This window comes from Hyphomonas sp. L-53-1-40 (genome assembly GCF_000682775.1).
Classification (GTDB): domain Bacteria; phylum Pseudomonadota; class Alphaproteobacteria; order Caulobacterales; family Hyphomonadaceae; genus Hyphomonas.
Genome location: NZ_AWFI01000012.1, coordinates 537191 through 556072, shown reverse-complemented (window position 1 = coordinate 556072; position 18882 = coordinate 537191). Strand labels below are relative to the sequence as shown.

The following is an 18882-nucleotide window of genomic DNA, read 5'->3' as shown; positions in this document are numbered from 1 at the left end:
TCCTGCTTGGTTACCCCGCTTTTATCGCAAGGCTTGTGCCAATATCGACCAAAATCGACATGAATACCCAGATTCCTGTTTTGCGGGCGTGGCGCCGGCCGGACAGGCATCCTACGCCTGTGGTCAGGTCTCATTAAGACCGCACCGGCAAAGTAATATCTCGGTTCAAGTGACAGGAACACCGCCATGGCAAAACAGAAGCAGCGGCAGATCAGCCTCGCGCTCCAGGGTGGCGGTGCGCATGGCGCCTATACATGGGGTGTGCTCGATCGGCTGATCGAGGAAGATGATCTTGAAATCCAGGCGATCTCCGCGACTTCCGCCGGGGCGATGAATGCCGTCGCATTCTCGGCGGGGATGGCTGAAAACGGCGTGCAGGGTGCGAAGGATACGCTGGAAGCCCTCTGGCAGGGGATCTCCAAATCTTCCCGCAATGTCACGCCTTATGGCGCGCTCAGTCCGATCGTATTCGCCTATGCCAGTGCCATGTCGAGCCTGGCGAGCCCTTACGACCTCAACCCGTTCAACATCAACCCGCTCCGCGATGTGGTGGAGCAGGTAATCGACTTTTCGAAAGTGGATGAGTCGGGCATCCAACTGTTCCTGTCGGCGACGAATGTCGAATCCGGCCATGTCACCGTGTTCAGTGATGGGGACATCTCCCTCGACGCAGTGCTCGCCTCGGCATGCCTGCCGCAAACCTTCAAGGCCGTGGAGATTGATGGGCAGGCTTATTGGGACGGAGGCTTCATGGGCAATCCCAGCCTCTTTCCGCTGATCTATTCCGGCGCCCCGCGTGACGTATTGCTGGTCATGCTCAACCCGATCCGCCGCGACGGTGTGCCGAAACGTGCCGGGGAGATTCAAGACCGGATGAACGAGATCAGTTTTAATGCCGCCCTGATCGGAGAGCTGCGTGCCATCGCCTTTGTCCAGCGATTGCTTGATGATGGCATGTTGAAAGAGCCGATGCTCAAAAAATACCGTCGTCTGAACATCCATGCTATCAAGGGTGGGCAAGACCTCATGGAGTTCAGTCTAAGGACCAAATACGATACGAGCTGGGAGTTCCTGACCAAGCTGAGGGACATTGGCCGGGCGGCGGCGGAAGGCTGGCTCGGTGAATGCGGAGAACTCATCGGCACCAATCAGACTCACCTCGATTTGCGCCGGGAGTTTTTCGAGGGCTAGGCCCGTTTCAGGAACCATATCCGCGCTGCGCCATAGTTGCGCGTCTCGACCGTCTCCCATCCGTCTGGCGTGATCGTTTCGTCCGATCCGGTCTCGACCACGGCAAGCGCATTTTCGGCCAGCCATTTGCCAGATACCAGACCGGCCAGTGCGGGTTCAACGAGGCCTTTATTGTAAGGCGGGTCGAGGAAGGCGAGCGTGAAGGGGGCGCCGGCGCTGGCCCCCGCCGGTGTAGGCGCGTATTCCCGAACAGTCCCAGTGCTTCGATATTGTCGCGGATCGCGCCGCGCGCGCCATGGTCGGTTTCGACGAACAGGCAGAACGCCGCGCCCCGGCTCATCGCCTCCAGGCCCAGCGCGCCGGAACCTGCAAACAGGTCAATTACCCGCGCGCCATCAATCTCGGGCGCCCAGTCGGCATGGGCCAGCATGTTGAAGATGGACTCGCGCGCGCGATCCCCCGTCGGGCGTGTGCCCTGACCCTTCGGCGCAGCAATCGCGCGTCCCTTGTGCTCTCCGGCAATGATGCGCATTCGACAAGCAATCCCTTTACTTTGCGTCCGTGTAAGGCGATCCCGTCCCTATGACAATTCTTGCTGAACCGATGACCCGCGCGCTGGATCTGGCGCGACAGGCGGCCGAGGCGGGCGAAGTGCCGGTCGGCGCCGTGGTCGTCGATCCGGAGACGGGCGAGATCGTGGCAGAGGGGGCGAACCGCCCAATAGCCGGGCATGACCCGACCGCGCATGCCGAAATCGTCGCCCTGCGCGCCGCGGCGGCGTCTAGGGGAAATTACCGGCTGACCGGCCTGCACCTCTATGTGACACTGGAACCCTGCGCGATGTGTGCAGGCGCGATCAGCTTCGCGCGGATCGGGAAGGTCGTCTTCGCGGCTTGCGATCCGAAGGGCGGCGCGGTGATTCATGGCGCGCGCTTTTTCGAGCAACCGACCTGCCACTGGCGGCCGGAGGTCGAGCAGGACGAGGCGGCGGGCGAGACGGCGAGCGCGCTGCTCAAGGATTTCTTCAAGGCCCGGCGCAGCTGAGGCAAACCAGACAAGGTAATCATAGCGAGGCATGGCGGAACCAGGACACGAGATTCTGATCAAGGACGCAATCGTCTTCCTGTTTGCGGCGGGTGTGGCGGTTCCGGTCTTCCGGTATCTGAAACTGCCCGCCGTGGTCGGATTCATGTTGTCCGGCATCGCGCTTGGACCTTACGCGTTGGGTTCGCTTTCCCACAATTATCCCATACTCGAATTTGTCTCGATCTCGGAACCGGAAGCCGCCGCGCCCTTTGCCGAACTGGGCGTGCTGTTCCTCCTGTTCCTGCTGGGGCTCGAGTTTTCGTTTGAAAAGCTGTGGGCCCTGCGGCGGGCCGTGTTCGGCGCAGGGGGGCTTCAGGCAGGGATCAGCGCGCTCGCCATCGGTCTCATCGGATGGCAGATCGGCCTGCCGGCAGAGGCCGCCATCATCGCCGGGCTGGCGCTTGCACTGTCGTCGACCGCTATCGTCATGCAGCTGCTGATCGAGCAGAAACAGGCCGCTCAACCGGTCGGGCGCGCCGCGCTCAGCGTGCTATTGTTTCAGGACATCCTCGTTGCTCCCATCCTGATCTTTGTCGGCTTTGCCAACATAGAGGCCGGTCAGGACGTCACGAAAATTCTGCTCGAAGCCCTGTTCAATGGCGTCATTGCAATCATCGTGATCGTGATCATTGGCCGTTTTGGTCTGCGGCACATGTTTCGCCTTGCGGCGGCGGCAGGCGGACGGGATTTCCTGATGGCGCTGACCCTGCTGACCGTCGTGGGCGCGGCCGCCATCACGGCAACGGCGGGCCTTTCACTTGCGCTCGGCGCGTTCCTGGCGGGCCTGCTGCTGGGCGAAACCGAGTTCAAGCATCAGACAGAGGTCGATCTCGAACCCTTCAAGGGCATCCTGCTGGGCCTGTTCTTCATGACGGTGGGCATGGGGCTCGACCTGCCATCGATCCTGTCTCAGCCTTGGGTGATCCTGTCCGGCCTTGGTGCACTGCTCATCCTGAAACTGGTCATCGGTTTCGGGGCCCTGCGTCTGTTTGCCGGGCCGACACCGATGTCCATCGAAGCAGCTTTCCTGCTCGCGCCTGCCGGGGAGTTTGCATTTGTGGTGATTGCAGCGGCCACCGCCATTGGCGTGCTTGCCCCGGCGCCAGCCGGGCTGATGGCCGCGATTGCCGGACTCTCCATGTTGCTCATTCCGGTGCTCGGAAAGGTTGGGGGCTTCTTGTCAGGCAAGCTGGCCGGGCCCGAACCGGCGCATACGCTGGAAGAAGATTTCTCAAACCTTCAGGGCCACGTCATCATTGCCGGGTTTGGTCGGGTCGGACATGCCGTCGCGCGTATCCTCGCGGCGGAAGACGCCGAAGTTGTTGCGTTGGAACGCAGCGCCTTCAATGTCTCGCGTGCCCGCAATGCTGGTTGGCGCGCCTATCTGGGGGACGCCGCGCGACCGGAAATCCTGCATAGCGCAGGCGTCGACGGTGCCATGATGTTTGTCGTTACGGTGGATGACGTTACCGCCGCAGAAGCGATGGTGTCAGCCTTTCACAAATTGCGCCCTGACGCGCCGATTATCGCCAGGGCCCGCGACCATGAACACGCCCGGCGCCTCATCGATGCCGGGGCCCGGTCAGTGATCCCGGATGCCATTGAATCCGGCCTGCAAATGGCCGGACGTACGCTTCATGAGTTCGGATACAATGAAGAAACCATCCGTGACCGGCTGGCCGCCGAACGCGATGAGGAATACGAGCGCGCTGCCATCTGATGGCTGCGTCAGATCCACCCCGCCGTTTCTGCCAGCAGCCATAGCCCGATTGCCAGGAACAACAGCGCCGCCAACCGTCGCACGAGGCTGAGCGGCACGCGCCGGATCAAGGCTTCTCCGAAATAGACTGCGGGAACATTGGCCAGCATCATACCCAGTGTCGTGCCGAGCGTGACCAGCATCACTTGCTCGAATTGTGCCCCCAGAGCAATCGTCGCAACCTGAGTCTTGTCGCCCATTTCGACGAGAAAGAATGTGATGAGCGTTGTCAGGAAAGCGCCATTTCGCATGCGGGGGCGTTCATCCTCGTCCAGCTTGTCCGGGATGAGGGTCCAGGCGGCCATCAGGATGAACGATACGGCGATCAGATAGCGAAACCAGTCCCCCTGGAGGAACGTGGCGGCCTGAGAGCCGACCAGTGCGGCCAGAAAATGGTTGGCGAGGGTTGCGGCCAATATGCCGGTGATGATGGTCAGTGGCTTGCGGAACTGTACCGCGAGCAAAACAGCCAATAGCTGGGTTTTGTCGCCGATCTCGGCAAGGGCGACCACGAGTGTGGAGGTGAACAGGGCTTCCATGAGAGACAGTCTCCAGGCCGGGCAAATCTGACGCAATGACACCATCATTCCGTGCCCGGCCCGAGCAGGAATGCGGCGTCATTGGTCTCGCCCGAACGGTGTCCCGTTCCCTTCGCGCCACGACCTGCAGGCCGAGTATGTTGACGCGGAGGCTCGGTCTGCCGACCGACTGGCTACTCCCCAAGTGACCCGCGTCTGTTATAGGCACACTCCTGCCGGCGCAAGTCTCATCCCGCCAATTCTGTCACAGCATCAAGGATCAGAGCCCGCAGCCAGGTCAGGGCAGCATCCTCAGAATTTTCCCGCCGCCAGTAAAGCTCGCTGTCGAGCGCGGGAAAGACGCCGGGCAGGTCATGTGAGACCAGTCCCGGTGATTGCGCGAGCAAGGCAGGTGCGGTGAGCGCAAGATCCGTATACTTCACAATTTCCAGCGCTGGCATATAGGTCGGCAGTCGCATGACCGGCGTGATGCGCGCGCCATGCGACCGGGCGACTTCCTCGACATAAGAACGTCCTTCGCGGCGGCTGGAGACGACGACATGGCGCAACTCCAAAAAGGTTTCAAACGTCATCTGGCGGCCCGAGAGCGGATGGTCTTCCGACACAACACAGACATAAGGCGTCGTCATCAGCGGCTCACGCTCAAGGTCGGTGCCGCGAATGCCTGGGACGTCGATGGCCAGGTCCAGCCGCCCCGAGGCCAGCTCGGTGGAGATCGCGCCCCGGTTCAGTTGCGTCCAGGCGATGCGCACGCCGGGGGCAATGTCCTGCAGTCGGCGTGCAAGGCTTGGCGCAATCATGAAGGCTCCGGCATCGCGGGCGGAGATATTGAACACGCGCGTCGAGCGAGACGGTTCAAACGCCGATCGTGGCTCCAGCCCGGCGCGCAACCGGTCAAGCGCGTCGCGCACCGCAGGCATGAGGGCTTCGGCCATGGCCGTGGGCTTCACGCCGCGCCCCTCGCGCACGAAAAGCGGATCCTCGAAATGGGTGCGTAGCCGGGCGAGGGCGTTGCTCACTGCGGGTTGGGTAATGTGCAGCGTCTCGCTGGCCCGGGTCAGGCTGCGCTCGGAATAAACTGCCTCCAGCACAGGCAGCAGGTTCAGGTCCAATGATCTAAGATTCATATGCGCTCCAAACCATCACCAATAGTGATGCATGGGCTTCATATAATAAACTTCCCGAATGGTACAGGACTCGCTACTTTCATTTGCAGAGTAGAGGATCCTGAATGAGCGCGGCGCTGACGCCACAGACAATCAGAGACGTAAGCGCAGTGGCTCTAGAGCCAGCCTGCGGCGCGCATCAGCATGACTGCGCCGACCGCCGTGACCAGATATTTCATGCCCCGCTTGAAGTTCACATCACTCATCCGGTCCAGCACTTTGCCGCCCAATGTTGTTCCCAGCATGGAGAGCGGTGCGGCCGCAAGGATCAGCCAGGCTGGCGGCAAGGATTGCGCGCCCGTCGCCATGATGACCGGGACGCTCCAGAAAATGATCTTCACGAAATGCGCCAGAACCTGCGTCACGGCCTTGGTCGCAACGATTTCGTGGCGATGCATGTCCGTGTGAACGAAGAACTGGTCCATCAACGGCCCGGCCACGCCCGCAACCGTGTTGAGCGCCTGCACGACAAAGCCCGCACCTTCGGCCTGATAGGGTTTCTGGATGTCGAGATCGGCAACCGATTTGGGCAGCCAGACGAGCAAGGTCACCAGCCCCAGCATCAGGTAAACCATCTGCTTGTCCGGGCGCCAGCTGAGCGCGAACAGCAACAGGACCGCTGCGGCAGATCCCAGCGCATAGCGACGAAACACGCTCCAGTGAATATGACGGCGCCAGATATACGCCCGATATCCATTGGAGACCATCTGGACCGCGCCATGAATGATCATGGCTGTGGCAACCGGTACCAGCGCAGTCAGCACGCCCATGAAGATCACGCCACCGGCCATGCCGAAGATGCCGGACAGGAAACTGGTGGCCAGCACGGTGACCAGGATGATGGAAGCGGCGAGCGACGTCATGGCGCTGGCCTAGACCGGTTTGCAGGCAAACGCCAAATCCCGCGCCCCGCCACACATGCGCGACACAAAACATTTCAAAGAAACAATTTGCGGTGCCGTTGCCGCAAGGCCTACCATTCCCCCAACAAGAAAGTCTGAGAGGAGACCCCAAAATGGCGGATACCGAAGTGTCCAAGGACACACAAAACGAGCTCAACGATCTGCGCATGTCAGACGCAGCCGTGCCGCTTTACGAGCATGTGAAAAGCTTCATCAAGGATGTCGTGAATCCCATGAGTGAGGAATTCCATCGCCTTGGCGAAGGAAAGACTGACATCTGGTCCTATGCGCCCGGCCAGCTGGAAGCGCTCGAAAAGGCAAAGGACGAGGCCAAGAAGCAGGGCCTCTGGAACTTCTTCCTGCCGGACGCCGAAACCGGCGAAGGCCTGAAGAACCTCGACTATGCCTATATCGCGGCTGAGCTCGGCAAGAACCCGCTGGCCTCTGAATCCATGAACTGCTCCGCGCCGGACACCGGCAATATGGAAGTTCTGGAGCGCGTCGGCACGCCAGAACAGAAAGAGCGCTGGCTCAAGCCGCTGCTCGAAGGCAAGATCCGCTCGGCCTTTGCCATGACCGAGCCGGCCCTGCCATCGTCGGATGCCAAGAACGTTTCCATGAGCGCCGTGCTCGAAGGCGACGAATGGGTCATCAATGGCGAGAAATTCTACATCTCCGGCGCTGGCGATCCGCGCTGCAAGATCATGATCACCATGGTGAAAACCAGCCCTGACGCCGCCCCGAACAAGCAGCAGAGCCAGATCCTGGTGCCGCTGCCGCATCCGGGCGTCACCATTCTCGGCCCCATGCACGTCTTCGGTGATCCGGATGCCCCGCATGGCCACATGCATATCCGTTTCGAGAATGTACGTGTGCCGAAGGAAAACATGTTGCTCGGCGAAGGCCGCGGCTTCGAGATTTCCCAGCTTCGTCTGGGGCCTGGCCGCATCCACCACTGCATGCGGTCGCTCGGTGCGGCTGAGAAGGCACTCGACCTGATGGTCGTTCGCGGCATGACGCGTCAGGCCTTTGGCCGTGACCTGATCAAGCTGGGCGGAAACCTTGAAAAGGTCTCCCGCGCGCGCATCGAGATCGAGTCCATGCGCATGATGGTGCTGAAGGCTGCCAAGGCGATGGACGTGCTGGGCAACAAGGAAGCCCGCGTCTGGATTTCCATGGTCAAGGCCATGGTGCCGGAACGTGTCTGCGCCATCATTGACGATGCCATCCAGATGCACGGCGCCGCCGGTGTATCCCAATGGACGCCACTGGCCCGCATGTATGCCAATCAGCGCACCCTGCGTCTCGCTGACGGTCCCGATGAAGTGCACCACATGGTGGTCGGCCGCGCCGAAACCCGCAAGTACACGGGCGAAGAGGAAGATCCGGCCATGGCTGCCGTCTGGCGGAAATAGTCGCCTCTCGTCCTTGACGGAACCTGCTTTTGGAAACACCCTCCGGCATCTGCTGGAGGGTGTTTTCATGCAGGGCTCTGCCCTGCCATGGGGATTGTGCCCGGTTTTGCGCAGGAGGCACGGCAGAAATCCGGTGTCGTGATGATCCCCACAGGGCCTCTGGAACTTCAGCTCTATGTGCCGTACACGCTGAACATCGTGCAGTCGGTAAACTGAATCCGGAACCTCCGCCATGACAAAGCTCACTTGGTACGTCACCCGGGTGCACCGGTTGCTGGCTCTTGTCGTAGGGGCACAATTGCTGATCTGGACCGTGTCCGGATTTTTCTTCACGCTGAAGCCGATTGAACAGGTGCGCGGCACGCATTTGCGGGCTGACATGACGCTTGACCCAACCTCCATTCCATCGGGCCTTACCCCACCGGTTGGATTGCAGGGCGCACCCATCCTTTCAGCAGACTTGAAACGCCTTGGCGATGGATATGTCTGGGAGGTGACGGATACGTCCGGCACGCGCCTGTATGACACGGTCACGGGCGCCGCGCGCGCGTCCCTCGCGGAGGCAGATATCCGCGCTGCGGCGACAGCGCACTGGGCGGGCCGGGGCCGTCTGGAGACGGTGGCGTTGGTCGACGCGGCACCTGCCGAGACCGGTCGCGCGGGTCAGCCGCTCTGGCGGGCGGAGTTCACCGGCCAGGACACTGCCACCTTCTGGATCGATCCGCAGACAGCCGATCTTGTGGCCGTGCGCACACCGTGGTGGCGGGCATTCGACCTGCTCTGGGGCCTGCACATCATGGACTGGACGTCGCGCGAGACCTTCACGACGTGGTGGATGAAACTGTTCGGCTTCGGCGCCGTCACACTGTCGCTCGCCGGCATCTGGCTTCTGGTCGACCGTGCCCGCAAGGGGCGCCTGTTCCGGTAGGCTTGGAATGGCACGTTCAAATGTTCTTCGCCATTCGGGTCAAATTCGGTTAGCATTGTCCTCTTGGTAGGGAGGACGCCATGATTAGACTGTCGAAAATATTGCTCATCGTGTTTGTCGGGCTACAGGGCCTGTTCTACGCGCTCAACAACATCGTCAACTTCGAAGCAGCGACCAGTTTCGTCCAGGGCGTACTTCCGATGGCGGGCAACGAGGCATATCCGAATGCATTTGGTCCACCCGTGACATCACCCGTCCTGATCGTGATCGTCCTGTGGGGAATCATACTGGGAGAGCTGCTGGTTGCTGCCCTGTCTTTCAAGGGTGCCTATGACATGTTCCGTGCACGCGCCGCATCGCCAGAAACCTTCGACGCGGCCAAGACATGGGGCCTGATGGGCTGTATTATGGCGCTGTTTGTCTGGTTCGGCCTGTTCATGGTGGTCGGAGGGGCCTATTTCCAGATGTGGCAGACGCCGCTGGGCGGTGCAGCACAGGCCGGGGCTTTCCAGTATGCCATGATCAGCGGTGTGGTGTTATTGTTCGTCAATACGAAGAATTAAGCTGCGCTAAAACGGAACGTTCGGATCATCTTCGCCGGCGCCACCAATCTCCAGTCCGGCAAAGTCGAAGACTCGCGGATCGTGCAGATGGCTTGGCCGCACCGTGGCCAGCGCATGTGCCATGACCTGCCGCACGCCGGGCTTCTTGCGTTCCCATTCGTCCAGCATCTGCTTCATCGCCACGCGCTGTAGCCCGTCCTGACTGCCACATAGATTGCAAGGAATAATCGGGAATTCCATTGCGGTGGCAAACTTGGCCAGATCCTCCTCGGCGGCGGTGATCAGTGGGCGCAGCACGAGGACATCGCCCTCGTCATTGAGCAGTTTCGGCGGCATTGCGGCCATGCGCCCGCCATGCACGAAATTCATCATGAAGGTTTCCAGCGCATCATCGCGATGATGACCCAGCACGATGGCCTCACAGCCTTCCTCCCGCGCGATACGGTAGAGGATGCCCCGGCGCAGGCGCGAGCACATCGAGCAATAGGTCCGCCCCGCCTCGACCTTCTCGGTCACGATGGAATAGGTGTCCTCGGTCTCGATCCTGTATTTGACTCCGACCCGCTCCAGCCAGTCCGGCAAGACGTGCTTCGGAAAGCCCGGCTGGCCCTGGTCAAGGTTGCAGGCCACCAGGTCCACCGGCAGTGCGCCTTGCCATTGCAGGTCCAGCAATACCGCCAGCAAGCCGTAGGAATCCTTGCCGCCCGACAGGCAGACCAGCCATTTCGGACGTGGGGCCTCGCCCGCATCCACCGCGCGCCGGTCGACCATCTTGTAGTCGTCAATCGCCTTCAGCGCGCCGCGCACCAGTCGCTTGCGCAGCTTCTTGAAGCTGACGCCAGACGGCGCATCCGCAAACAGGGGCGGAGCCGCAGAAAAGGAGGAGCTATCATCTGCCATACGCGCCCTATCTCACGGCCCGGGTTTCCCGCGCAAGCATTTCGCGCGGTTGCCGATCAGTCTGCCGCGCCGACCTGCTGCTGGTAGCGCGCGGTCAACTCGACCAGGGCCAGGGCGAGCGCATGGCCCGCCAGGCCGACCGTCCACCAGATTGTCGGCGTCAGCATCGCATAACGCTCGCCGCCAATGCTTAGGCTGATGCCCGCGAACACGACCATGCCGAAGAGATAACTGGCCAGATGAATGAAGAAGCCGAGCCGCATGGCGGCCGTCACCTTGGCGTTTTTCTCGCGCAGCATGACCTCGGCTTCACGTTTCGCATCCACCGTCAGCGCCATGACATCGACATTGAACGCCGCCGCCAGTGCCTTCAGCGAATCGCCGGAGGCTTTCTCGCCGGTCTCGATCCGCTGCACCGTGCGTACGCCAACCCCGGCCAGCTCAGCCAGGTGTTCCTGTGACCAATGGCGTTCCTCGCGCCAGCGTTTGATCTTTCCGGCATCGACATCGAATTTCATGGGGCGTTCCTTTCCTCGAACTGTGTGTAACTGCCCTGAACTTGCGGAAAAACCCCCTTTCGGGCCACGCCATTACGCCGTCAGGGCCCCGTCAGAGGCCCGCCAACGCCCCGTCACAGGGGCGCCAATTACTTGACGTGTCGAGGATTACGGGCCGTCGCTGCCCTAGCGGGCCAGGAACGGGATCCGGAAGAAACGCTTGAGGCTCCACCAGAAGCGCAGGCGCTTGTTGTTGGGCGCATCATTGCTGCCGCGGGGCACGAGGATATTGTTCATGCGCGGCTGGTAGCGGCGGATCAGGTCTTCCTCCACACGCGCCCGGTCCGATTCCTTCTTCAGGACCAGAACGTGCCGCTCGGTCGCGCCGCGCTTCCACCAGGCTTCCCACCAGCGTTCATGGCCGATCAGGCGGCTTTTGAAGTTTGCGGCCTTGCCGATGTAGAGTGGGAACAGGAAGAAGACGAAGCGGCGCTGCACGAAGACATAGATGCCGCCATCATTCGGCAGGCCCTTCGGCGTCAGCGTGATCTTGAAGCGATAGGGCCGGCCAGACTCGCCCCACCAAGTATGCCACCCGAACAATATCCACATATGCGGAGCCCTCCCATTTCGCGCGAAGCTCTCTTGCTACGGTTAATCAGCCGTTAAAATGTGGCGGTTTCGGGGGTCTGAGAGGGAGAAATCCTTACCGATTTGCCCAATTGGTTAAGCTCCGGGCCCCAGAGCAAGGGGGGAGCGCCGGGCAGGACGGTCAGGGGCGAATCAGGCGCTCGCGGCCAGTGCCCGTTTGACCGGGGCGAAGCTCATCCGGTGGTGGGCGCAGGGCCCGTGCGCCATCAACGCCTCGGCATGGGCGGCGGTGCCATAACCCTTGTGCCGGGCAAAGCCATAGGCTGGAAACGCTAGATCCATCTCCTTCATCAGCGCGTCGCGCACCGTCTTGGCGAGGATCGACGCAGCCGAGATGGCCGGCTCGGTCAGGTCGCCCTTCACAATCGCCGTCGCTGCGCAGGGAAAGCTCGCGGGCAGGGCGTTGCCATCCACCAATATGTGCCCCGGCGCCAGGCCCAGTCCCGCCACGGCCCGCTCCATCGCCAGGAATGTCGCTTGGCGAATGTTCAGCCGGTCAATCTCTTCCGGGGTCGCATGCGCCACGCTCCACGCTGCCGCCCGGTCGCGGATCATCGGCGCCAGTGCGTCGCGCTTTGCCTCGGTCAGCTTCTTGGAATCGGTCAGGCCGTCGATGGGCCGCGCCGGGTCGAGGATCACCGCGCCTGCCGTCACCGGCCCCGCCCAGGGCCCGCGCCCGGCCTCGTCCACGCCCGCAATAAGGATCTGTGCTGTCGCCATTGCCCAACCAAAACGCGAGTCGCTCTTGCGCTCCAGTGCGCTCCGGGTTTCTACTGCACACATGACACAGCCATACCGCATCCAGATGCATGAGACCGGCGGGCCAGACGTGCTCAAGGTCGAGGATTTCATCCCCCGCAAGCCCGGCCCCGGCGAAGTGACCGTGCGCCAGAGCGCGGCGGGCCTCAACTTCATCGACACGTATCACCGCACCGGCCTCTATCCTGTGCGCTTTCCCTTCACGCCCGGCCAGGAGGGCGCCGGCGCGGTTCAGGAAGTCGGCGAGGGCGTCACCCATCTGAAGCCCGGCGACAAGGTCGCCTATCTGGGCAGCGGCACCTATGCCAGCCATTTCACCGGCCCGGCCGACCGCATGTTGCTCCTGCCGGATGATATCCGTCCGCAGGATGCCGCCGCCGTCCTTCTGAAAGGCCTCACCGCCTGGGCGCTGTTGTTCGAGGTCCGCCCGCTTCAGGCCGGGGAGACGATTCTCGTCTGGGCGCCCGTCGGCGGTGTTGGCAGCCTGCTCGTACCATGGGCGGCCAGCCTCGGCGCGCGCGTCATTGCCGTCACCTCCACTGAGGCCAAGGCCGAAAAGGCAAGGGCGCTGGGCGCGTCAGACGTGATCATTGGCTATGAGGGCGTCGCCGACAAGGTGAAGGAATTGACCGGCGGGCGCGGCGTCGATGTCGCCTATGACAGTGTTGGTCGCATCAGCGCCGAGGAAAGCCTGAACAGCCTTCGGCCTGCAGGCTGGTTCGTCACTTATGGCAACGCCTCCGGCCCGGTTGAGCCGATCCCGCCCGGCCGTCTGGCGCAAGGCGGCTCGCTGGTCATGACCCGGCCCACCCTGTTCCATTTTATTCCGGATGCGGACAGTCTTGCGCGCGGCGCCAGCCTCCTCTTCAGCGCCCTGAAGTCCGGCACGATCCACGCCGACATCGGCCAGCGCTTCCCGCTCTCAGAGGCCGCGAAAGCCCACGAAGCCATCGAGAGCGGCACCACGACCGGCGCGACAGTGCTCGTCCCGTAGGGCGGGTCAAAACCCGCCAAAAAAAGGCGCCAAGGAGAAACGCCATGCCGGATTATAGACGTCTCTATATTCCGGGTGGCACCTTCTTCTTCACGGTCACGCTCAAGAACCGCACCTCGGATGTGCTGACGGCAAACATTGAGGCACTCCGCCAAAGCTGGCGAGACGTGCGCGCACGTCGTCCGTTCGAGACGCCTGCTGCGGTTGTGCTGCCGGACCATACGCATTTCATGATGACCTTGCCGGAAGACGATCATGACTATTCAACCCGTATACGCCTCCTCAAGGCGGGCTTCACCAAACGCCTGCCGGAGACCATCAAGGGCGAGGGCCGAAAGCGAGAGCGGAACATCTGGCAACAGAGGTTCTGGGAACATGCGATCCGGGATGATAAGGATTATGAGGCGCACGTGAATTACATTCACCACAATCCGGTGAAGCACGGTTATGTCGATGATGCGGACAAATGGCCCTTCTCGACATGGCATCGCTTCAAACGCGACTATGGAAAAGCATGGAGACCTGGGTAATGGCGGGTTACGCTCCGCTAACCCGCCCTACAAAAACCAAAACCCCCGTAGGGCGGGTCAAGACCCGCCAACGCGCTTTCGGTATTGTGCATACCTTAGGATGTGGGGTCGTCGTTCGAATTTAGTCATCAAAACGTAGTTGCCTCAAGGCCTCACAACTCCCATCCAGTCCCGGAAAGAGAGATGACGCAGTGATTCCCATTGTACGTAAGTCGCGTAGAACGATACTTCTCTCGCTCTTCGGAATATCTATGGCTTTCAAGTATGTTTGGTGCTGCTGTAATTCATGGAAAGAGATAAAATGCTCAATGTCATCGATATTGGTCAGCATCGATACGGCTTGCTGCGGCAATGTCCGATGATTTAGGGGGCCAGCCAAGTCTAAAATAGTCACATGAGGTTTGACACGACTTACGTGGTTATCTTTGGGGGTGCGTGGATTGTCATCCCAAGCTTCTCTGGCGAATTCGAATATTCGCACGCTTCCGGTTTCGTCAGAAAACGGATTACGAAAGGCGAAATAGGCTGCGACGTATGGGGACTCAGTCCAATCGAGCAAAGGAGTAGGGAAGCCGTGATGCTGAACTAGATGAAAAAATTCTCCTAAACTATCAGGGTTTTCAAAATCAAACTTGTTCTCCACTATTGGTGACAAGTGCCTTCGTAGTATTCGTGCATCCTCATCCATATAGCGCGACAAATCTGTTCTGCTAGTCCGGTGAAAAGAGGTTCTTAACTTCCACGCTCCTGGTTGCCCCCTGTAAATATGTTTAGAGACATCGGTTGTTGAAACAAATTCCTTAAAAGAGCCCCAGTCACTAACTTCGGTTTCAGGTTCGTATGATGATGGAATTGTGCTTCGGCTTTTTATGAGATGTCCTGATCCAATCGTTCCGATGTCGGTGTGGTAGTTTATACGTAGGCGACCATCTTGCTGTATCTGGCATTGTAAAGTGGTCGAAGTTCCATGCTGGTAGCCCGGGAAAACTCTTGGGACATCTTGGGCTAGTACCGGTTCGCCCGTGGTAGTCAGGGCTAAAGTGCGGGCCTCAAATTGTGAGAATTGTTCTTTAGAGGTTCTTATTACCGCGAGTGTGCCGGGAATACCCGCGCCGTTTGGGAACAACATTCCGGTGCCCCAGTATTGTTTACCGACTAGGTCGAGATCGAGAATCGCTAAACCTCCAATCTCGCCGTCAAGTGTTCCAATCCACTGGCCTTCCAAATTGTCCACTTCTAGCCCCTCCATAGTGGTAGTATTCGTCGATATGGGAAATCGAATCTCCCATTTGTGATATTAGAGACATGGGGTGTTTCTGTAGTCACTAAAACCTGTGTCGATCCGCTCAGACAAACAAAATAAACCTTATCCCACCCCTCTGAACCCTGCCGTATGCTTGCGGGCATGTTCGACCGGGACTCCCTCATCAAACGCGCGCTGGAGACGGGCTGGCCTTTTGTGGCCGGGCTGATGGCGGAAGTGCGCGGCGCGCTCACCGCGCCAAGCGAGGGCGCCGTGCCGCGCGCGGTCTATTATGCATCGCTCCGTACGCTGCGCGCCCTGGAATCTCTGGTGCGCCGCATGCTCTATCTCATGTCGCTGGAACTGGAGGTCAGCTGGACCCCGCCGCGGCCGCGCGCATCGGCTATGGACTCATCTGGACCAGCTATGGACACTTTACGGACCAGCCAGACCGGCCTCGCACGGCAGGCCCCGGCGCGCAAGCTCGTCATGCTCGACACGCTGACGCTCTATTTCCCGCCGCTGGAGCCGCTTGAAACGCCCCCGGCAAGATACGGGCCTCGCCCCTCGATCTGGATGCTGGGCATGCCCCGTGCGCCAGAGCCTGAAGGCCCGCCCGAAACGCTGGATCCCACGCCGCTGCTCGCGCGGCTGGAGCGGCTCTCCACAAGTTGCGCTGACCCCGCCGCCGAGGCGCGGCGCATGGCGCTGTGGCAGGCGCGTCGCCGGGCCGAGCTTCAGGCCGGCAAGCGCGGGCGCATGCATCCGCTGCGCATGGGCCGCCCGCCGGGCTATGTGAAAGACCGGCTGAGGCGCGACACGCTGCAGCGAAAACTCTGGGATTTCTGGCAGTTCTGCCATTGGGCCGATACGGCCACGGACCCGCCCGTGGCCCCGGCCTGACCGGGGCGGCCATTCGTTAAAATCTGGACATCGGGGGAGGTTGCAATCTCCGCCCACCCGCGCCTTGGGAGGGGCTAAGGGCGAGCGGAGCCATGGGCGGCTGGGTGCAATTGATGGGTACCGCCCATGCAGGTTCGGTGTGCTGCAGATATTACAGGTTCCGCAGACCCGGGGGGCGCAGCGCGAATCCGGGAGAGGGGTGTGTGTTCGCGCTACGGGTGAATTATGCGCCACAGGTCTGAAGGGCGCGTTTCCGCAAAGGGCGCAATTGCGCGGGCGCGGGCAAGCCTGCGATAACCTTGATTCATCATTTAGGATTAAGGCGCGGGCTGTAGCTCCAGCAACAGGGCCGGGTCGATATAGAAATCGCCGTCCCGGCTGCGCGCTTCGGGATTGCGCCACTTTACCGCCCAGTGCAGGTGTGGCCCGGTCGTGCGGCCGGTATTGCCGGTCTTGGCCAACAGGTCGCCCGTGTCGACCTCATCGCCCGCCGCCACATCGACCGCTGACAGATGCATGAACACCGAGACCAGGCCATGGCCATGGTCCAGGAACACGGTGCCGCCTTCATAATAGAGATCCGGATCGGCCAGGATCACCACACCCGGCGCGGGCGCGCGAACCTCGGTGCCCACCGGCGCGGCCATGTCATAGCCGCGATGCACCGATGTGCTCTCACACGGCTCGCCAGTCACTTTCGAGACGCCGGTATATTTCCGGGTCGGTCCGAAGGGCGACGAGGTTGGCGCATCGGCCGGTTTCACAAAACCTTCCAGCGCGCCGGGGCCGGGATTGAAGCTGGCAAACGAGTCCTGCTTCTTCACCCAGCTGCGCGAGGCATGTGCCTTCTGTTCAGCCGAGCGGGCATCGACCTTGTCGCAGTCAAAACCTGAAATTTCGCGGTATTCATCTTGGCGCTCGGCAATCTGGAGATCCCCGAATGCGCCGCTGTCATGCGACCAGCCGACGACACTCGGCGCGCGCGTGCTGAGCCCGAACTGCGCCGTGCCCATCTCGCTGACAGTCAGCTTTGTTCCCGCGACCGTGAACGTACTGCCCGGTTCGGCTGAACAAATCACCAGCCCGCCCTGTACCAGAACGCCGTCACATGTCGGCGCGATGACCTGAACAGGTGTCTCTGTCTCAGTTTCAGGCTCAGCCACCGGGGCTGGCGCAGCAGGAACAGGTGCCATGTCAGGCGCAGGCGTCGGCGCAGGAGACTCTGCGGCTGCGCACGCCACCACGAATGTTGCCAGTCCCGTCAGGAGCGCGCGGTGCATCAGCGACCAGCCTTGACCATGCGCTGGCTCGCCGCCTCGGCGTCCCAGTAGGCTTCCTGCAGGTCCACGCTCCAATAGCGCAGGGCCTGGAGCGGGATCTTCCGGCCGGTCACCGCGCAGGTGACATAGTCTCCCGGCGCGATCATTTCGATGTCGGCGTCGAGATAGCGAAGGCGGGCTTCGCCGGCGGGGCGGCTGGATCGGTCAAGCATATGCGCGACCATGCCTGAAACAGCACCAAAAGAAAAGATGTAGCGCGCAGGAAGTTTCCCCTTTGTTCCGCAGAACAAATATGGTACATCCGACTCAGCAACGGCAAACGGGGGCCTTGCCAAATGCGGCCCCATGGTAGACCTAAGGAGACGACTCATGGCCAAAGCGGCGCTACAACTCGTGGACAAGGAATCAGGCGTGGACAAGCAGAAAGCTCTTGAAACAGCGCTGGGTAATATTGAGCGGTCCTTTGGCAAGGGCTCGGTCATGCGCCTTGGCGACAAGAAGGTGATGGATGTCGAAGCGGTGCCCACCGGTTCGCTCGGCCTCGACATTGCGCTCGGCATTGGCGGCCTGCCCAAGGGCCGTATCATCGAAATCTATGGTCCGGAGAGTTCGGGCAAGACGACGCTGGCCCTGCACAGCGTGGCAGAAGCCCAGAAGAATGGCGGCGTCTGTGCCTTTATCGACGCCGAACACGCGCTCGATCCGCTGTATGCCGGTAAGCTCGGCGTGGATCTTGATGACCTTCTGATCTCCCAGCCGGACACCGGTGAACAGGCGCTCGAAATCGCTGACACGCTGGTGCGTTCCGGCGCGGTTGATCTACTGGTCATCGACTCGGTGGCGGCCCTCACACCACGTGCCGAACTCGAAGGCGAGATGGGCGACTCCCTGCCAGGTCTGCAGGCCCGCCTGATGAGCCAAGCGCTGCGCAAGCTGACCGGCTCGATCTCCAAATCCAAGTGCATGGTGATCTTCATCAACCAGATCCGGATGAAGATCGGCGTCATGTTCGGCAGTCCAGAGACAACGACTGGCGGGAACGCATTGAAATTCTACTCGTCTGTCCGTCTCGACATCCGCCGCATCGGCGCGATCAAGGACAGGGATGAGGTGATCGGCAACCAGACACGCGTCAAAGTGGTCAAGAACAAGGTTGCGCCGCCCTTCCGCCAGGTTGAATTTGATATTCTTTATGGTGAAGGCATTTCCAAGACGGGTGAGCTCATTGATCTTGGCGTGAAGGCTGAAGTCGTCGAAAAGGCTGGCTCCTGGTACTCCTACAAGGGAGAGCGCATGGGGCAGGGCCGCGAGAAGACCCGTAACTTCCTGAAGGAAAACCCGGCCATCGCCGACGAGATCGAGGATGCGATCCGGCGCAATGCAGGCCTTCTGGCGGATGAATTGCTGAATGCCGGCATGGAATCCGAACAGGAAGACGATCTGCCAGACGCCGCAGAAGGCTGATCCACAGGATTTCTGGTCCTGAAATACACATTTCAGGGCCAGAAATACCCTCTCTCTCTCCAGAGAACTGTCCCTTTGTGGCGCACCCCGCTTGGCGTGCCGCAAAGGGACC

The 18882-nt window shown here is 61.0% G+C and carries 21 protein-coding genes, 1 pseudogene and 1 riboswitch; of the genes and pseudogenes, 11 read left to right on the top strand and 11 right to left on the bottom strand.

Going from position 1 to position 18882, the window contains the following annotated elements:
• Nucleotides 1-186: 186 nt before the first annotated feature.
• On the top strand, nt 187-1191 hold the full coding sequence (locus tag L53_RS08535; RefSeq protein ID WP_034814087.1) for a patatin-like phospholipase family protein: 1005 nt from the start codon (nt 187-189) through the stop codon (nt 1189-1191).
• Here L53_RS08535 and rsmD read toward each other — a convergent pair.
• Nucleotides 1188-1723 (bottom strand): annotated as a pseudogene (gene rsmD / locus L53_RS17745) (16S rRNA (guanine(966)-N(2))-methyltransferase RsmD). The gene L53_RS08535 and the pseudogene rsmD overlap by 4 nt on opposite strands.
• 50 nt (nt 1724-1773) lie before the next feature.
• Between rsmD and L53_RS08525 the strand changes: the two are divergent.
• On the top strand, nt 1774-2235 hold the full coding sequence (locus L53_RS08525; protein ID WP_233347671.1) for a nucleoside deaminase: 462 nt from the start codon (nt 1774-1776) through the stop codon (nt 2233-2235).
• Between the two features lie 31 nt (nt 2236-2266).
• On the top strand, nt 2267-3997 hold the full coding sequence (locus tag L53_RS08520; protein ID WP_034814086.1) for a cation:proton antiporter: 1731 nt from the start codon (nt 2267-2269) through the stop codon (nt 3995-3997).
• Nucleotides 3998-4005: 8 nt separating this feature from the next.
• Here the strand turns inward: L53_RS08520 and L53_RS08515 are convergent, their stop codons facing one another.
• The 3 genes from L53_RS08515 to L53_RS08505 all read right to left on the bottom strand — a co-directional run bounded on the left by L53_RS08515 (nt 4006) and on the right by L53_RS08505 (nt 6604).
• Nucleotides 4006-4575 (bottom strand): TMEM165/GDT1 family protein, encoded by a 570-nt coding sequence (locus L53_RS08515; protein WP_034814085.1) that lies wholly within the window; start codon nt 4573-4575, stop codon nt 4006-4008.
• 93 nt (nt 4576-4668) lie between these two features.
• A riboswitch (yybP-ykoY riboswitch) is annotated at nt 4669-4770 on the bottom strand.
• Between the two features lie 32 nt (nt 4771-4802).
• Nucleotides 4803-5702 (bottom strand): LysR family transcriptional regulator, encoded by a 900-nt coding sequence (locus L53_RS08510; protein WP_034814084.1) that lies wholly within the window; start codon nt 5700-5702, stop codon nt 4803-4805.
• A gap of 155 nt (nt 5703-5857) precedes the next feature.
• Entirely contained in the window at nt 5858-6604 is a 747-nt protein-coding gene (locus L53_RS08505) for a sulfite exporter TauE/SafE family protein (protein WP_034814083.1), read from the bottom strand.
• A gap of 152 nt (nt 6605-6756) precedes the next feature.
• On the opposite strand from L53_RS08505, the gene L53_RS08500 reads away from it, so the two are divergent.
• The 4 genes from L53_RS08500 (at nt 6757) to L53_RS08490 (ending at nt 9549) form a co-directional block, all read left to right on the top strand.
• Nucleotides 6757-8058, top strand: a complete 1302-nt coding sequence (locus L53_RS08500) for an acyl-CoA dehydrogenase family protein (RefSeq protein WP_034814082.1) — start codon at nt 6757-6759, stop codon at nt 8056-8058.
• 87 nt (nt 8059-8145) lie between these two features.
• Complete coding sequence (locus L53_RS17555) at nt 8146-8274, top strand: hypothetical protein (RefSeq protein WP_255342008.1); 129 nt, start codon at nt 8146-8148, stop codon at nt 8272-8274.
• Nucleotides 8275-8290: 16 nt separating this feature from the next.
• Nucleotides 8291-8986, top strand: coding sequence for a hypothetical protein (locus L53_RS08495; RefSeq protein WP_034814081.1), 696 nt, complete (start codon nt 8291-8293; stop codon nt 8984-8986).
• Nucleotides 8987-9066: 80 nt separating this feature from the next.
• Nucleotides 9067-9549: a DUF2165 domain-containing protein gene (locus L53_RS08490; RefSeq protein ID WP_051607726.1), complete on the top strand. Its 483-nt coding sequence runs from the start codon at nt 9067-9069 to the stop codon at nt 9547-9549.
• A gap of 6 nt (nt 9550-9555) precedes the next feature.
• Here L53_RS08490 and ttcA read toward each other — a convergent pair whose 3' ends face one another.
• The 4 genes from ttcA to rnhB all read right to left on the bottom strand — a co-directional run bounded on the left by ttcA (nt 9556) and on the right by rnhB (nt 12317).
• Nucleotides 9556-10449, bottom strand: a complete 894-nt coding sequence (gene ttcA / locus L53_RS08485; RefSeq protein WP_034814080.1) for a tRNA 2-thiocytidine(32) synthetase TtcA — start codon at nt 10447-10449, stop codon at nt 9556-9558.
• A gap of 56 nt (nt 10450-10505) precedes the next feature.
• A complete protein-coding gene (locus tag L53_RS08480) occupies nt 10506-10967 on the bottom strand; it encodes a helix-turn-helix domain-containing protein (protein WP_034814079.1) in 462 nt (153 codons plus the stop codon).
• 165 nt (nt 10968-11132) lie between these two features.
• Nucleotides 11133-11558: a GIY-YIG nuclease family protein gene (locus L53_RS08475; protein ID WP_034814078.1), complete on the bottom strand. Its 426-nt coding sequence runs from the start codon at nt 11556-11558 to the stop codon at nt 11133-11135.
• Between the two features lie 171 nt (nt 11559-11729).
• Nucleotides 11730-12317 carry a ribonuclease HII gene (gene rnhB / locus L53_RS08470; protein WP_034814077.1) on the bottom strand — a complete coding sequence of 196 codons (588 nt, stop codon included), beginning with the start codon at nt 12315-12317 and terminating at the stop codon, nt 11730-11732.
• A gap of 61 nt (nt 12318-12378) precedes the next feature.
• Here rnhB and L53_RS08465 point away from each other — a divergent pair, with 61 nt between their 5' ends.
• Nucleotides 12379-13350, top strand: a complete 972-nt coding sequence (locus tag L53_RS08465; RefSeq protein WP_034814076.1) for a quinone oxidoreductase — start codon at nt 12379-12381, stop codon at nt 13348-13350.
• 44 nt (nt 13351-13394) lie between these two features.
• On the top strand, nt 13395-13880 hold the full coding sequence (locus tag L53_RS08460) for a transposase (protein ID WP_034814075.1): 486 nt from the start codon (nt 13395-13397) through the stop codon (nt 13878-13880).
• Between the two features lie 121 nt (nt 13881-14001).
• Here L53_RS08460 and L53_RS08455 read toward each other — a convergent pair whose 3' ends face one another.
• Nucleotides 14002-15114: an FRG domain-containing protein gene (locus tag L53_RS08455; RefSeq protein WP_198019767.1), complete on the bottom strand. Its 1113-nt coding sequence runs from the start codon at nt 15112-15114 to the stop codon at nt 14002-14004.
• A gap of 159 nt (nt 15115-15273) precedes the next feature.
• Between L53_RS08455 and L53_RS08450 the strand changes: the two genes are divergently transcribed.
• A complete protein-coding gene (locus L53_RS08450; protein ID WP_034814071.1) occupies nt 15274-16026 on the top strand; it encodes a hypothetical protein in 753 nt (250 codons plus the stop codon).
• 317 nt (nt 16027-16343) lie between these two features.
• On the opposite strand, the gene L53_RS08445 is transcribed toward L53_RS08450, so the two are convergent.
• Entirely contained in the window at nt 16344-17306 is a 963-nt protein-coding gene (locus tag L53_RS08445; protein WP_034814069.1) for a M23 family metallopeptidase, read from the bottom strand.
• On the bottom strand, nt 17306-17518 hold the full coding sequence (locus L53_RS08440; protein WP_034814392.1) for a DUF2093 domain-containing protein: 213 nt from the start codon (nt 17516-17518) through the stop codon (nt 17306-17308). Before L53_RS08440 ends, L53_RS08445 begins: the two co-directional genes overlap by 1 nt.
• 157 nt (nt 17519-17675) lie before the next feature.
• Between L53_RS08440 and recA the strand changes: the two genes are divergently transcribed.
• Nucleotides 17676-18770, top strand: a complete 1095-nt coding sequence (recA, locus tag L53_RS08435; protein WP_034814067.1) for a recombinase RecA — start codon at nt 17676-17678, stop codon at nt 18768-18770.
• The last annotated feature ends 112 nt before the right edge of the window (nt 18771-18882 follow it).

Coding starts and splice junctions, on each gene's coding strand:
- L53_RS17555 (WP_255342008.1), top strand. CDS start 8,146: ATGGGGATTGTGCCCGGTTTTGCGCAGGAGGCACGGCAGAAATCCGGT.
- L53_RS08460 (WP_034814075.1), top strand. CDS start 13,395: ATGCCGGATTATAGACGTCTCTATATTCCGGGTGGCACCTTCTTCTTC.
- L53_RS08525 (WP_233347671.1), top strand. CDS start 1,774: ATGACAATTCTTGCTGAACCGATGACCCGCGCGCTGGATCTGGCGCGA.
- rnhB (WP_034814077.1), bottom strand. CDS start 12,317: ATGGCGACAGCACAGATCCTTATTGCGGGCGTGGACGAGGCCGGGCGC.
- L53_RS08475 (WP_034814078.1), bottom strand. CDS start 11,558: ATGTGGATATTGTTCGGGTGGCATACTTGGTGGGGCGAGTCTGGCCGG.
- L53_RS08445 (WP_034814069.1), bottom strand. CDS start 17,306: ATGCACCGCGCGCTCCTGACGGGACTGGCAACATTCGTGGTGGCGTGC.
- L53_RS08515 (WP_034814085.1), bottom strand. CDS start 4,575: ATGGAAGCCCTGTTCACCTCCACACTCGTGGTCGCCCTTGCCGAGATC.
- ttcA (WP_034814080.1), bottom strand. CDS start 10,449: ATGGCAGATGATAGCTCCTCCTTTTCTGCGGCTCCGCCCCTGTTTGCG.
- L53_RS08465 (WP_034814076.1), top strand. CDS start 12,379: ATGACACAGCCATACCGCATCCAGATGCATGAGACCGGCGGGCCAGAC.
- L53_RS08495 (WP_034814081.1), top strand. CDS start 8,291: ATGACAAAGCTCACTTGGTACGTCACCCGGGTGCACCGGTTGCTGGCT.
- L53_RS08505 (WP_034814083.1), bottom strand. CDS start 6,604: ATGACGTCGCTCGCCGCTTCCATCATCCTGGTCACCGTGCTGGCCACC.
- L53_RS08490 (WP_051607726.1), top strand. CDS start 9,067: ATGATTAGACTGTCGAAAATATTGCTCATCGTGTTTGTCGGGCTACAG.
- L53_RS08520 (WP_034814086.1), top strand. CDS start 2,267: ATGGCGGAACCAGGACACGAGATTCTGATCAAGGACGCAATCGTCTTC.
- L53_RS08510 (WP_034814084.1), bottom strand. CDS start 5,702: ATGAATCTTAGATCATTGGACCTGAACCTGCTGCCTGTGCTGGAGGCA.
- L53_RS08450 (WP_034814071.1), top strand. CDS start 15,274: ATGCTTGCGGGCATGTTCGACCGGGACTCCCTCATCAAACGCGCGCTG.
- L53_RS08535 (WP_034814087.1), top strand. CDS start 187: ATGGCAAAACAGAAGCAGCGGCAGATCAGCCTCGCGCTCCAGGGTGGC.
- L53_RS08480 (WP_034814079.1), bottom strand. CDS start 10,967: ATGAAATTCGATGTCGATGCCGGAAAGATCAAACGCTGGCGCGAGGAA.
- recA (WP_034814067.1), top strand. CDS start 17,676: ATGGCCAAAGCGGCGCTACAACTCGTGGACAAGGAATCAGGCGTGGAC.
- L53_RS08500 (WP_034814082.1), top strand. CDS start 6,757: ATGGCGGATACCGAAGTGTCCAAGGACACACAAAACGAGCTCAACGAT.
- L53_RS08440 (WP_034814392.1), bottom strand. CDS start 17,518: ATGCTTGACCGATCCAGCCGCCCCGCCGGCGAAGCCCGCCTTCGCTAT.